13 protein-coding genes and 1 pseudogene are annotated in these 13459 nt (G+C 46.5%); 7 read left to right on the top strand and 7 right to left on the bottom strand.

Features of this window, described 5'->3' with window-relative positions:
* Positions 1-41: 41 nt before the first annotated feature.
* Positions 42-2201 carry an ATP-binding protein gene (locus EOO49_RS12450; RefSeq protein WP_290846146.1) on the top strand — a complete coding sequence of 720 codons (2160 nt, stop codon included), beginning with the start codon at positions 42-44 and terminating at the stop codon, positions 2199-2201.
* A 138-nt stretch (positions 2202-2339) separates the two neighbouring features.
* Here EOO49_RS12450 and EOO49_RS12455 read toward each other — a convergent pair whose 3' ends face one another.
* A complete protein-coding gene (locus EOO49_RS12455) occupies positions 2340-3155 on the bottom strand; it encodes a purine-nucleoside phosphorylase (protein WP_290846148.1) in 816 nt (271 codons plus the stop codon).
* On the bottom strand, positions 3127-4146 hold the full coding sequence (gene lpxK / locus EOO49_RS12460) for a tetraacyldisaccharide 4'-kinase (RefSeq protein WP_290846150.1): 1020 nt from the start codon (positions 4144-4146) through the stop codon (positions 3127-3129). The genes EOO49_RS12455 and lpxK overlap by 29 nt, the downstream gene beginning before the upstream one ends.
* 52 nt (positions 4147-4198) lie before the next feature.
* Here lpxK and EOO49_RS12465 point away from each other — a divergent pair, with 52 nt between their 5' ends.
* The 4 genes from EOO49_RS12465 to EOO49_RS12480 are packed head-to-tail and all read left to right on the top strand — an operon-like array spanning position 4199 to position 7551.
* Positions 4199-4765, top strand: a complete 567-nt coding sequence (locus tag EOO49_RS12465) for a hypothetical protein (RefSeq protein WP_290846152.1) — start codon at positions 4199-4201, stop codon at positions 4763-4765.
* On the top strand, positions 4765-5859 hold the full coding sequence (locus EOO49_RS12470; protein ID WP_290846154.1) for a Nif3-like dinuclear metal center hexameric protein: 1095 nt from the start codon (positions 4765-4767) through the stop codon (positions 5857-5859). The genes EOO49_RS12465 and EOO49_RS12470 overlap by 1 nt, the downstream gene beginning before the upstream one ends.
* A gap of 4 nt (positions 5860-5863) precedes the next feature.
* Positions 5864-6652, top strand: a complete 789-nt coding sequence (locus EOO49_RS12475; RefSeq protein ID WP_290846156.1) for a hypothetical protein — start codon at positions 5864-5866, stop codon at positions 6650-6652.
* Positions 6653-6708: 56 nt separating this feature from the next.
* Positions 6709-7551: an alpha/beta hydrolase gene (locus EOO49_RS12480; RefSeq protein ID WP_290846159.1), complete on the top strand. Its 843-nt coding sequence runs from the start codon at positions 6709-6711 to the stop codon at positions 7549-7551.
* A gap of 27 nt (positions 7552-7578) precedes the next feature.
* On the opposite strand, the gene EOO49_RS12485 is transcribed toward EOO49_RS12480, so the two are convergent.
* On the bottom strand, positions 7579-8823 hold the full coding sequence (locus EOO49_RS12485; protein WP_290846161.1) for an MFS transporter: 1245 nt from the start codon (positions 8821-8823) through the stop codon (positions 7579-7581).
* A gap of 200 nt (positions 8824-9023) precedes the next feature.
* On the opposite strand from EOO49_RS12485, the pseudogene EOO49_RS12490 reads away from it, so the two are divergent.
* A pseudogene (locus EOO49_RS12490) lies at positions 9024-9224 on the top strand (zinc ribbon domain-containing protein YjdM); the annotation flags it as partial.
* A gap of 76 nt (positions 9225-9300) precedes the next feature.
* Here EOO49_RS12490 and EOO49_RS12495 read toward each other — a convergent pair.
* On the bottom strand, positions 9301-10125 hold the full coding sequence (locus EOO49_RS12495) for an energy transducer TonB (protein ID WP_290846164.1): 825 nt from the start codon (positions 10123-10125) through the stop codon (positions 9301-9303).
* A 375-nt stretch (positions 10126-10500) separates the two neighbouring features.
* Between EOO49_RS12495 and EOO49_RS12500 the strand changes: the two genes are divergently transcribed.
* Positions 10501-11247, top strand: a complete 747-nt coding sequence (locus EOO49_RS12500; protein ID WP_290846166.1) for a hypothetical protein — start codon at positions 10501-10503, stop codon at positions 11245-11247.
* A gap of 78 nt (positions 11248-11325) precedes the next feature.
* Here the strand turns inward: EOO49_RS12500 and EOO49_RS12505 are convergent, their stop codons facing one another.
* From EOO49_RS12505 to EOO49_RS12515, 3 genes are all read right to left on the bottom strand, one after another.
* Positions 11326-11883 (bottom strand): sigma-70 family RNA polymerase sigma factor, encoded by a 558-nt coding sequence (locus EOO49_RS12505; protein ID WP_290846168.1) that lies wholly within the window; start codon positions 11881-11883, stop codon positions 11326-11328.
* The gene (locus EOO49_RS12510) at positions 11874-12977 is read right to left on the bottom strand and encodes a glycosyltransferase (protein WP_290846170.1); all 1104 of its coding nucleotides are present in this window, start codon (positions 12975-12977) and stop codon (positions 11874-11876) included. Before EOO49_RS12510 ends, EOO49_RS12505 begins: the two co-directional genes overlap by 10 nt.
* Positions 12978-13245: 268 nt before the next feature.
* A partial coding sequence (locus EOO49_RS12515) for a hypothetical protein (RefSeq protein WP_290846172.1) occupies positions 13246-13459 on the bottom strand: 214 nt, incomplete at its 5' end.

Below are 13459 nucleotides of genomic sequence, written 5' to 3' on the forward strand. Positions count from 1 at the left end.
TTATCTAAATTTAGCCTCCCTAAACCGAACAGATAGGACTAATGAGGAGATTGCTGATTTTAGTGCTCTTGGTGAGTGCGTGCGTCCATTCCCAAAAAAAACCGGCCGACAGTTCGGAGTACTATCTCGAACTCGCCCAGTTCAACAAGCGCATCAACAATTACCGGAATTCTCTCGACAACACCCAGAAAGCGATCGATTACGCAAAGCGGTCCAAAGATATTCAGGCCGAAGCCAGCGCGTCCTTGTCACTCGCGAATCTGTACATAGAAATCAAGAAATTCAACGATGGGATCGAGGTTCTGAACCGGGCGATTGCTTTGTTCAACACTTTGAAACCGTCCGCCGAACAAGCTTACGCTTACTACAATCTCGGGCTTTGCTACATGGAAAAGGAAAATTATTCCCAGGCAGAGACGGCTTTCGGCAAAGCGCAAACGATCTATCAAGCGCTCAAAATTCCGGATGCGATCGAGCTTTTGAATCTTCAGAAAGGGATTTTGTACCGTACGAAGGGCAAAAACAACCAAGCAGCCGAAATTTTCAGCCGGATCGTTTCCCAACAGGACAAGGACGACGCGTACAAGATCAAGGCCGAAGCGCTGTATCATTTGGGTGAAATCGAACTTGGCAGAAACCGCAACAATCTCGCGCTGAATTACCTGAACCGCTCGCTGTCATTGAACGAGCAATACAAGAATTACGAGTTGAAGGCGCGGCTTTACATCGCTTTGAGTCAGGCGTATGAGAAAATTTCCGACATCAAGACCTCGCATTTTTACCTCAAAAAACACCTTGCCCTAAAAGACAGCATCGCCGGCATTAGCGCGGCCAAACTCGGGGCCGAAGATTACAGCAAATTCAAGGACGACGAGCGTTTGAAGACGATCGAACAACTCGACAAGGAAAACAAGGTGCAGGAAAAAAACGGCAAATTCGCCAAACTGATCTCGATCCTGGCCATTGCGCTGATCTCGATTCTCTCGCTTTTGAGCTTGTCGCTCTACAAGAACAATATCATCCGGAATCAGTCGAACGTTTTGCTGAAAGAGACAAACAAGGAACTTCAGATTGCCAAAGACCGGGCGGAGAAAGCGTCCAAAGCCAGAGCCGAATTCCTGTCGACCGTAAGTCACGAGTTGCGCACGCCTTTGAACGCCATCAACGGGATCACGCACTTGCTTTTGCATGAGAATCCGAAGAAATCGCAGCTGAATTACCTGACGTCGCTTCAGTTTTCTGGCAATTATCTGCTGACTTTCATCAACGAGATTCTCGAATTCAACCGCATCGAATCGAGCAATGTCGTGGCCGAACACATCAATTTCAACCTCAAGTTGCTTCTTGAGAACATCCAGAATTCGCTCAAGGAACTTGCCGCGGCAAACAGCAACAAATACACGATCGAGATCGACGGACGCATTCCCGATATCTTGATCGGCGATCCTACGAAGTTGTCCCAGATTTTCATGAACCTGATAAACAACGCTCTCAAGTTCACCCAAAACGGTCAGGTGAAGGTCGTTGCGCAGTTGATGTCGGAAGAAGAGGAAATCGCGAAAGTCCACTTCAAGATCATCGATACCGGAATCGGGATTCCCGAAGACAAACAAGAAGCGATTTTCGACAGTTTTTCCCAAGGTTCGATCGAAATCAACCGAAAATACGGCGGAACCGGCCTTGGCCTTAACATCGTGAAAAAACTGATCGATATTTTGGGAGGCGAAATCTTCCTGCAAAGCAAAATCGGGCAAGGCTCTACATTTTCATTCGACCTGGATTTCAAGGTAAGTTCAGGCCAATTGGTCGAACAGGACGAGGATTACGACGAAAATGTGTTCGTGAACAAGAAAGTGCTGCTCATCGAAGACAACAAGATCAACCAGATGATCACGGCGAAAATGCTTGAGAAAAAGCAGATGTTGGTAGAAATCATCGACAATGGCGAAGATGCGATCGAGGCCGTGAAAAACAATTATTACGATTTGGTTTTGATGGATGTGCACTTGCCCGGAATCAACGGGACGATTGCCACGCAAACGATCCGAACGTTCGACCAACACACGAGAATCATTGCGCTTACGGCAATTTCTCTCAACGAAAACCGCGAGATGTTGCTTTCCTACGGAATGAATGACGTGGTTACGAAACCTTTCGATCCCAACGTTTTTTATCGCGTCATTGCCCAGACGATCGGGTAATTCGCTGCTTTCGAAGTTTAACAAAAACTACAGAAAATCTGTAATTGGAATATTCCTGAAAGTGCTAACTTTTCCAGAGCGCGCAAAGGAATTCACGGTTAAAGGCTGCCCAAAAACAAGAATCCGTCCATTCAAACTTCAAGAACCTCGCTCTACAAAAGCCCTGATCAACGCCCTGACTTTCGGTTCGGCTTTGGCCGCGGCCTGCAAAACTTCGTTGTGGTTCACTTCGGCGATAGAATCTTCGTGTCCGATATCGGTTATGACAGAGACACCAAAAACGTCCAAATCCATATGGCGCGCCACGATAACTTCGGGAACGGTCGACATTCCGACGCAATCCGCGCCCAGGATTTTGACCATGCGATATTCGGCCAACGTCTCAAAAGTCGGGCCTTGAAGCGCCAAATAAACGCCGTCTTTGACCTCGATTCCCAAATCTGCGGCAATTGTTTTGGCATTTGCGATCAACTTTCTCGAATAAGGTTCGCCCATATTCAGGAAGCGCGGCCCGAATCTGTCGTCGTTTTTTCCCCTTAGCGGATGTTCGGGCATCATGTTGATATGATCGTGGATCACGACAATGTCGCCAACTTTGTACTGTTCGTTCACGCCGCCCGAAGCATTCGAAACGATCAGGGTTTTCACTCCCAAATACTTCATCACGCGCACCGGAAATGTCGTTTGTTGCATCGAATAGCCTTCGTAAAAATGGAATCTTCCGGCCATCGCGACGACTTTTTTACCGCCGACCGTTCCAAAAACAAGCGCACCTTTATGGCCTTCGACCGTCGAAGTCGGGAAATTCGGGATTTTGCGGTACGGCAAAGTGTATTCGATTTCGATGTCTTCGGTGAATCCGCCAAGGCCGGAACCAAGGATCACGCCGTATTCGGGTGAAATGTCGATTTTGCTTTTGATGAATTCAACGGTTTCCTGAACTTTTTCCCACATAGTCTAAAATGGTTTGGTCGAACGAATCGCGATTGGAAATGAAAGTCGATTTGATCGGAAGAAAATAAAGGTTTGAAAGTCCGCTTTTTTGAAGCCGGACGTAATCTTTTTCGGTGGTCACGATTGGTTTTCCATCGGCTTTTTCCGAAATTTTGGAAAGGTCGGAAGCCGAAAAATGATGGTGATCGGGAAATTCCAGAATGTCGTCGTTTTGCGATTTCAGATGGCCGAAAAACGGTTTCGGTTTGGCGATTCCGGCAATCAGCAGTTTGGGTTGCTTCCGGATTTGGTCTGTAGGAAGATTTCCTTGATCCGAAAAAACGAAATCGTCATAATCGATAAAGCTGAAAAACAACTGTTGGTGAGGTTTCAGACGCATTTTTAGTAGGATCGCGTCTTGGTCTTTTTCTGACAAATCCTTCGGACACTTCGTCACGATGATCACATCGGCACGTTTGGCGCCGCGTCGGCTTTCGCGCAGATTTCCCGTCGGAAGCACGAAATCGTCCAGGTACAGATCGGAAAAAGTCGTCAGTAAAATATAGAATCCGGCCTTGACTTTTCTGTGTTGAAACGCGTCGTCAAGCAAAATCACATCTGGATTCACGTGTTTGATGAGGTTTTGGATGCCATTTGTGCGATCGGCGTCGACCGCGACCGAAACACCGGGAAATTTTTGATGGAATTGAAACGGTTCGTCACCCAAAATTTCCGCATCCGAATTTGCATCGGCCAAAACAAAACCACTCGACTTACGCTTGTAACCGCGGCTCAAAGTCGCCACTTTGTAAGTCGGCGAAAGCAACCGCAACAAGTATTCGATCTGTGGCGATTTTCCGGTTCCGCCTACACTGAGATTTCCGACGGCGACCACGGGAATGTCGAAAGCGGTCGACTTAAACCATCCTTTATCGTAAAAATAATTGCGCAAACCCGTAACCAGTGCGTAAATCGCCGAAAACGGGAACAGTATTTTACGGATCAGCATCATGTACGCAAATATAATTTTTATCTTTGGTAACCGAACGAAATCGCGGGTTGAAATGAATTCCAAAGTTTTTTTTACGCTTGTTCTTGCTTTTTTCGGAGGGTCGGTTTTCGGGCAGTCTGACGCGGCTTCGATTCTGGAAGTCATCGCGAAGAACTATTACAAAAACGAGAAAGTCGTCGTAAAGGGCCGCCAACAACTGCTTTTTACATATTGCGAGAAGGCGAACAACAACGAGGAGATTTTCGAGGCCGTGCAAGGTCTGAAATTGCCTGCATCTGAAGTTAAAAGTATCAGAAATCAGGTCAATACTGACATTCAACCTTCAAGTTGGCTTCCGGAATTGGAAACGATCTACAAGCTCGACCAAACAAAGCTACAACAAAAAATAAACGACTGCCTTTCGGTCGAGCAATATCAGGAAAGGCGCGCCAAACTCAACCTGAACAACCAAAGATTGATGATCGTAAGTAAGCCCGTGTTTTTTGAAAACGGCAAAAAGGCACTCGTCAAAGTCACGTTTTACAGAACGATCGAACACAACAACGGCGCGGTTTTACTGCTCGAAAAAGGCGAAAACGGCTGGACGATCAAAGACTTCCTAAATTCCTGGTCCACTTGATGAAGATAAAAGACATACTTGCCGTTCTCGAGGAAATGGCGCCGTTGGCTTACGCCGAAGATTTTGACAACGTGGGGCTTTTGGTTGGAGACGCAAATGCCGAAGCCACGGGAATTCTCGTGTGTCACGACGCTTTGGAAGCGGTTATAGACGAGGCGATCGCCAAGAATTGCAATCTCGTGGTTTGTTTCCATCCGATTTTATTTTCGGGTCTCAAGAAAATCACGGGCGCGAATTATGTCGAAAGATCGGTTTTGAAAGCGATCAAGAACGACATTGCGATCTACGCGGTTCACACGGCACTCGACAACCACAAAAATGGCGTGAACAAGATTTTCTGCGACGCGTTAGGACTTGTCAATACCAGAATTTTGGTTCCGAAGAAAGACTTTATCTATAAATTGGTGACGTTTGTTCCGACCGAAAATGCCGATGAAGTCCGAAATGCATTATTCGCGTCCGGAGCCGGAAAAATCGGGAATTACGAGAACTGCAGCTTTACTTCGGAAGGCGTCGGAACGTATCAGGGAAATTCCGAAAGCAATCCAAAAATAGGAGCGAAGCACGAGTTCGTGAGAGCCGACGAAACCAAAATCGAGGTCACTTTCGAGAAACACCTGAAGTCGAAAATACTCAAGGCTTTGTTCGAATCACATCCTTATGAAGAAGTCGCGCACGAGATCTATGAGCTCAAAAACGAGCACCAGAACATCGGTTTGGGAATGATAGGCGAGCTTGAAACGGCGAGAACCGAACGCGATTTCATACAATTGGTGCAAGATGCGATGCAGGCCGAGGGAATCCGCCACTCGGAATACGTCGGCAAAAACGTGAAAAAAGTCGCTGTTCTGGGCGGATCGGGAAGTTTTGCGATTTCGGCTGCAAAGCGCGCTGGCGCTGATGCTTTCGTGACATCTGACCTTAAATATCACGATTTTTACCAAGCCGAAAACGAGTTGCTTCTGCTCGACATCGGCCACTTTGAAAGCGAGCGTTTTACAAAAAACTATATGGTTGATTTTCTTAAGGAAAAAATCCCTAATTTTGCAATCATTTTATCCGAAGTTAATACCAATCCAGTTAAGTACTTTTAAAAATATGGCGACATCCGTGAAAGAATTGAGTGTTGAAGACAAGTTGAGAGCATTGTACGATTTGCAGCTCATCGATACGCGTATCGACGAAATCCGCAACGTGCGCGGCGAATTGCCTCTCGAAGTGGAAGACCTCGAGGATGAAGTGGCAGGTTTGAGCACGCGTCTCGACAAATTGAAGAGCGAGCTCGAAACTATCGAGGACAGCATCAAAGCCCGCAAGACGGCAATCGATGACCACAAAGAAGCCATCAAAAAATATTCGAAGCAACAGGAAACTGTGCGCAACAACCGCGAATTCAACGCCTTGACAAAAGAAGTTGAGTTCCAGGAGTTGGAAATCCAGTTGGCTGAAAAGCAGATCAAGGAAATGAAAGCTTCGATCGAGCACAAGAAAGAGGTGATTTCGCAGTCTAAAGAGAGATTGGAAACGAAATCTTCCCACTTGAAGCACAAGAAATCGGAGTTGGAAGACATCATGAACGAAACGGCCAAGGAAGAAGGTTTCCTGGCTGAGAAATCGGCGGAATACAGAAGCCAGATCGAAGATCGTTTGCTTTCGGCTTACGACAGGATTCGCACAAGCGTCCGCAACGGATTGGCTGTGGTTTCGATCGAGCGTGGCGCTTCTGCCGGTTCTTATTTTACGATTCCGCCTCAAACGCAGGTTGAGATCGCATCCCGCAAGAAGATCATCACCGACGAGCATTCAGGCCGTATCTTGATCGACAATGTGCTTTCGGCCGAAGAGCGCGAGAAAATGGACCAACTCTTTTCAGAGTTCAAACACTAAGATTCATGCCCCTTAATTGGGGCTTTTTTATTGCATTGTTTTTTCTGTGAGACGGCATGCGCAAAATAAAATACTTCATACTGACCAAATCGATCGGGTTTTACGTGAACCTGCTGTGTTTTCTTGCTCCGAAAAAGGGCAAGCAGGTCGTGTATTATTTTTTCAGCAAGCCGCGTGACGGGAAACTCTACCACAAGACCTTACCCGAATTGTTGGCCAAAACGCATCGCGAGACGATTTCGTTAAACGGCGATACGATTCAGACTTACACTTGGAAAGGCAACGGAGCGACTGTACTTTTGGCTCACGGTTGGGATTCGAATTCGTGGCGTTGGGAAAAATTCCTGCCGTTTCTTCAAGCTTCCGGGTGCACGATCGTGGCATTGGACGCGCCCGACCACGGTTTGTCACAAGGCAGTTTCAGTTTGCCCAAATATGCTGCTTTTATCAACGCTGTCGCGGATAAGGTAAAACCCGATTACCTCGTCGGACATTCTATTGGCGGATCGGCGAGTTTGTATTTCCAGCATTTGTACCAAAACGAGAAGTTGCGGAAAATGGTCATTTTGGGTTCTCCGGCCGAGTTGAATCCGATAATCGATAATTATGAAAGGCTTTTGGGTCTGACGAAAAAATCGCGCAATCTGCTCAACGATTATTTTGTCGAAAACTTCAAATTCCATCCCGATTCCTATTCCATCAGGATTTTCGGTGAAACCTTGAATCTTAACGGATTGGTCGCTCACGACGAAGCCGATGACGTGGTTTTGTTTACCGAATCGCAGAAGATCGCGACCTTTTGGTCAAAGGTGAAACACATCAAAACGTCCGGTTTGGGACACAGTTTGCACAGCGACGAACTTTACGGGCAGGTCGCCGCCTTTTTATTCGAGGATTGATTTCCGGATTTTATTCCGATTTGGCTTTTATTCGGTGAATTCGAGGTCGCGTCCATGCGTTTCCTGGATCGTCAATGTCGAATAGATCGCGAGTGAAAAAACGATGATCCCGACGAAAAATGCCGAATGCACAACGTCGAATCTCGTTTTGAAAAAGTCGTATCCGAGCAACATGACAGGCAAAAGGCCGCGCACCATGTTTGGCACTGTCGTCGTTGCCGTGCTTCTTATGTTAGTTCCGAATTGTTCAGCGGCGACGGTCACAAAAAGTGCCCAATAACCCGTTCCGAGTCCAAGCCACGCACAAAATCCATAATACCAATTTTCCGATTTCGAACCTCCGAACAACATCAGACAAATTCCGATTGCCGTAAAAACCATCATGTAGAAGATCGCTTTTTTGCGCGAATGCAAAGCGTGGGAAATGAATCCGCTGGCGAAATCACCAATCGAGATTCCGGCGTACGTCCACATGATCGCTCGTCCCGGATCGATTGCGGCAATTCCGAACGAAGGTGCGAATTGGTTGCCCATTGTTGCCAGAATTCCGACGCAAAACCACGTAGGCAATCCGATGGCTATGCATTTGAGATATTTGACAAAACGCCTTCCGTTGGTAAAAAACGACAGGAAATTTCCCTTGGCGATGTGTTCTTTGGTTTTGATGTGTTCGAACATGCCGCTTTCGAGCACGCCGATTCTCAGGAAAAGCAGCAGCAATCCCAATCCGCCTCCGATAAAATAGGCCGTCGTCCAATCTCCGACAAGTTCTACCGAAAAATAGGCCACGACTGCGCCCAAAAGTCCGAACCCGGCGACCATTGACGTCCCTATGGCGCGCAATTCTTTTGGAAGACTTTCAGACACCAAGGTTATTCCGGCGCCTAGTTCGCCTGCAAGTCCGACTCCGGCGATAAATCTCAGGGCGGCGTAAAGAACTGCGATATTGGAAGTCTCTATGTAGGGCAGAAATCCGCAAGCGATGTTGGCCAGCGAATACACGAGAATCGATCCGAAAAGCACGGAGAGACGGCCTTTTTTGTCTCCGAGAATTCCCCAAAGGATTCCGCCCAGCAGCAATCCCGTCATTTGGCAACTCAGGATCATTGTTCCGACTTCATCGGCGTTAAGCCCAAGCGATTCAAGACTTCGGATGCGAACGATCCCGAAAAGCAATAAATCGTAAATATCGACGAAATAGCCAAGGGCGGCGACTATCACGGGAAATCCGAAAAGGTATTTCAGTTTTTCCTGAAAAGTAAAAGTTTGCATTGTCGTTGGTTGATTGGCCAAATGTAGTAAAAGAATGGTTACATCGATTTCGTGCGCAGTCCGGAAAACCTTTCAATGCGATTTCAGATAGGAAGTCACAGACTTCCAAACACATTTCGCGAAGTCACAGACTTCGCAAAACCACCAAAATAAAACTCCAAAAAGCCCTAACTTTGCCCAAAATCAAACCAATGGAAGTAAAAGACAGCAACGGAAACATCCTAAACGACGGCGATTCGGTAACCGTGATAAAAGACCTCAAAGTGAAAGGTTCGAGTGATGTGATCAAACGAGGCACGAAAGTGAGCAACATCCGCTTGACGGACGATCCGGCCGAAATCGACTGCCGCGTCAATAAAACCGCGATGGTCTTGAGAACGGAATTCGTCAAGAAAGTCTGATTCGCCCAAAATTCATGCATAAAAAAAGCAGGCTTACAGGCCTGCTTCTTCGTTAAATCTCATTCGTGTTTTATTGTTATTCGGGTTTGATCACGATTGGAAGCGTGAACAAAGTTCTCACCGCTTTTCCGTTCTTGATGCCAGGTTCCCATTTTTTCTTGAATGTTTTCATCACGCGGATTGCTTCGCGCTCAAGTGTTTGTCCTGGTTTGTTCAGCACTTTGATGTCTGTCATGCTGCCGTCTTTTTCGACCACGAACGATACGATAATCCGGATGCTTACACTCTCGTACATTTCCGGTTTTTCGAATTCGCGGGCGACTTTTTTGTAAAGTTCCTCGATTCCGCCAGGGAATTCCGGTCTTTTGTCGAGTGTCGATATCAAGGCCGGACCTTCGTCAACGGTCGATGTTCCGCCATCATTTCCGTCTGTCGATCCACCGCTGTTGCCGGTATCGGTTCCTGTTCCGGAGTTGTTGCCTTCAGGCTGGGACGGCGCTGACGGTTTTGTATCGTCGTCCGGATTCGTGTTCGTGTCGGTTGGAGGCGCAACTGTTGGATCGTTTCTCCAGTCTGGTTCCGGTTTGTCGGTAGCTGTTGCCGGCTTGCTTTCTATCGGTTCGATCGGTTTTAGGATTGGCGGTTTGATCGTTGCGTCATAAATCGTAATGACATCGTCTGGCATTTTGGGAGGTAAATCTACTGGCGAAGGATGACTGCCGAACGAGCTCAGGAAGAATCCGCCGCCGCCTATCCCGCCTACGAAAAGCAATCCGTAAAGCAGCGCCAACAGCGTCGTTTTTCGGTTTTCAAGACGCAGCTGGTATGCGCCGTATGCTTTGTTTTTTCCCTCGAACACCAAGTCGAGCCAGCGTTTTTCAAAAATACTTGTTTTAGACATAATCAATTCAGTTTAAAAGGTTGCGTAATTATGCTACATTTTCGAAATCGTTTGAGTGTTTGATTTAATAACTGTTAATGGAAAGGAAAAATTGTGTACTTGTTAACTTTTTTAATCCGATTCTTCATTTGTCCGGAAATGTCAGGCGTAACTTTATTCTGACGAATATGGAATAACCAGTCAGGAGTGTGATTACGTGGGAATTCTTCAATAGGACGCGTCGATAATCGGAATTTAATATCGATAAACGACAATCCGTATGCAGTTTAACGTCTTTTGAGGTTAGTTACGGGCAAAATATTCGGGCGAAATACACTCTTTTTACTTTTACATCAGAATTCAAGCAAAAACTGACAATTTTAATTTAGAGGACTCATGAAAAAGTGTACATTCTTGATGGTGATGATGGCGAGTGTCTTTTCGGTCAACTCTTTTGCCCAAGGAAACGGTGCTCCAATCAAAATAGGAATCACACGTCTGGTTTCCGGAACGTTTGCCGGCGGAAGCGACGAGAACATCGTCGGATACCGCGTTGAAGAAAGAATCAACCTGAACTTCGGCGGACGCGTAACGACGTATATCGTATCGAACCTAAGCATGGTAAGTAAAGTAGATTTGGGTCCGAACAACAGCAGAAAAATCACTCCGATCTACGGAAAAGTAAAAGCAAAAGCAACTCCAAAAGTGGCAGAAGCAATCTCGATGATGGCAAAACCTGCCGTTGCGACTGCACCTGCATCGAGTACCAACGAAATCGCGAAAGTGGAAACGCCAATTTCGGCCCTGACGCTTGCTCCGGCTACTTTGACGGTCGCAAAACCGGTCGAAGTCGTGAAGGCGGAACGAAAAGTCACATCGGTAAACATCGACCTGATCGACACTTACGAAAGAACACTTGAAAAAGGATACGAGTCTGTCGACATGCTCAAACGCGTGGCCAACGCCAGATTCTTCGACGGACATTTGGAAGCCGCGGCAAAATGGTACGGACACTACTTCAGATTGGCCAAAGAAGAAATCGAGCCGGTCATGTACTTTCGCTACTCACAATGTCTCAAGGCGACAAACCAAAATGCAAAGGCTGCCGAGATGATGAAAATCTACGAAGCCAAAAGCAAATAAGCAAAACACCACTATTACCAAAGAAGTCGGGCAAAGCAGAAGTGTCCGGCTTTTTTATTGGCATAAACTTGCCAGGCGTTATTTCTTGGTTTTGCCCTGGATGATTTCGGCCAACAATTTCTTGGCGCGCAGCAATTTTACCTTGACATTCGAAAGTGGTTCGGTCAAAGTTTCAGCAATCTCATTATAAGAAAGTTCCTGAAAATACCGAAGTTGGATCACTTCCTGATAAGCCGGTTTGAGCTGTTTGATACATTCCAGTAAGCTCGACAGATTTTGTTCCGTGATCAGTTTGTCCTCGGCCGATGGAGCGGAATCCGCCACATCGTAAGCCAACTCATCGTCTTCGTCCGTTATGTCCAGAAACAATGCTTTTTTTCTTTTTCGGATAAGGTCGATGTGGACATTTTTGGCAATGGCGATGAGCCAAGTGTTGAACTGAAATTCCGGATTATACGCGGAAATTTTGTCGAAGGCCTTCGAAAATGTCTCTATGGTAATGTCTTCGGCATCGGTTTCGTTCTCGGTTCGCTTGAGCATGAAAGCAAAAACCTCGTCCCAGTAACGGTCAAGCAAAAACGTAAACGCCGATTGGTCGCCGTGTTTCGCTTTTTCTATATACTGGTTTATTTCCAATGCACGGGTTTTGAGACGATGTTGGATATAAAGATATTCAATTGGTTGAAGATTAGTGCGATTTCCATGATCGGATAAAAGTACATCACGTCCTTTTCCTTGAGTTTTCCGGCCGACAATCCCAAAATGACCCAAGTGAAAAGGTAGCGGAAACCGATGATCGCCAAAACGTAGATCCACATGAACTGAAACGCCAAAAGCACGATCGGCAGTATGAAGAACGCGATTTGCAGCACGAAAAAGAAGCCGAGCTGAAAACGATCGAACGGTTTGTAGTGCTTCGCAGTCGACACATGGCGGCGCTTTTGGGCGAACCATTCCTTGAACGATTTTTTGGGCTCGGAATACGTGAAACTTTCTGGTGAATAACAGACCGTCGTATTCTTGGAAGTCGCGGCTTGGTTGATGAAAAGATCGTCGTCTCCTGACCTGATCTTGATATGGTCGATGAATCCGTTCACGTTGAAAAACTCGTCTTTTTTATACGCCAGATTTCGTCCGACGCCCATGTAAGGATTGCCAATTTTCGCCCAAGAAAAGTACTGCACGGCGGTCAAAAGCGTCTCAAAACGGATCAGTTTGTTCAAAAATCCCGGAAGTCTTTCGTAAGCGCCATAGCCCAAAACGAAGGTTTTCTGCATGGTGAATCGAGAGGTCATTTCCTTGATCCAATCTTTCGACGCCGGACGGCAATCGGCATCGGTAAACAACAGATATTCTTTTCTGGCGGCCTTGATCCCAAGCGTCAAAGCATATTTTTTATTGCCCCAAAACGCCTCGTTATTCTCGACTTTCACGAGCCTGACATTCGCATATTGTTTCTCGAATTCCTCGAAAAGGTCGAGTGTGCCGTCGCTCGATGCGTCGTCTATCAACACGATTTCGAAATCCGGATATTCCTGTTCGGCCAAAAGCGGCACGAATCTCCGCACGTTCTCTTCCTCGTTTTTTGCACACACAATGACCGAAACCGGAATGCGTTTTGGAGCGTTCGTTTGAGGATTCGAGAATGCGAATTTCCCAAAAACCACCACGTAGTAAAGGAATTGCAGAAAAACTACCGAAGCGAAGACGCAGAAAGTAATGAACAGCATAGGCGGGTGTTTTGAAGCCGCAAATTTAGGTAAAGTTCACCATTTGAAAATAGCGAAAGGTGCTGAAATTATTCACTTTAGTTGTTTTTTTGTTTTGGAGCTTTTTCCGGCTGACTGGCACTAGCTTTTTTGCAAAAACCGGTTTTTCTTGGGTTTAAAACGAGCTTCCTGCGGTCGCTGTTTTAAACTTAGAAAAATTCGGTTTTTTCTGCAAAAGGCTAGTTGCCGTCATCCGGGCTACGATTGTCGCAAGACGATCCTTTTTCTTTTAAGAAATTCTTTTTTCCGGAACTTTTACTCGCTCTCGAAGCCTAGATAAATGAGCTTCGCTCATTTTGCTTCTTTCGGCAGCTGCGCTGCCGAAGGCTTTGATTTTGATTCGTCGCCTGCCAGCGGGGCTTACTTTTGCCTCGCCGCAAAAGTAACAAAAAGGCGCGCGGCACGACCGATTTTGGCGACCTGACAGCCTTGGAAATTCGGGA

Origin of the sequence: Flavobacterium sp., assembly GCF_004295795.1 — a bacterium.
In the GTDB taxonomy this organism is placed as follows: Bacteria; Bacteroidota; Bacteroidia; order Flavobacteriales; family Flavobacteriaceae; genus Flavobacterium.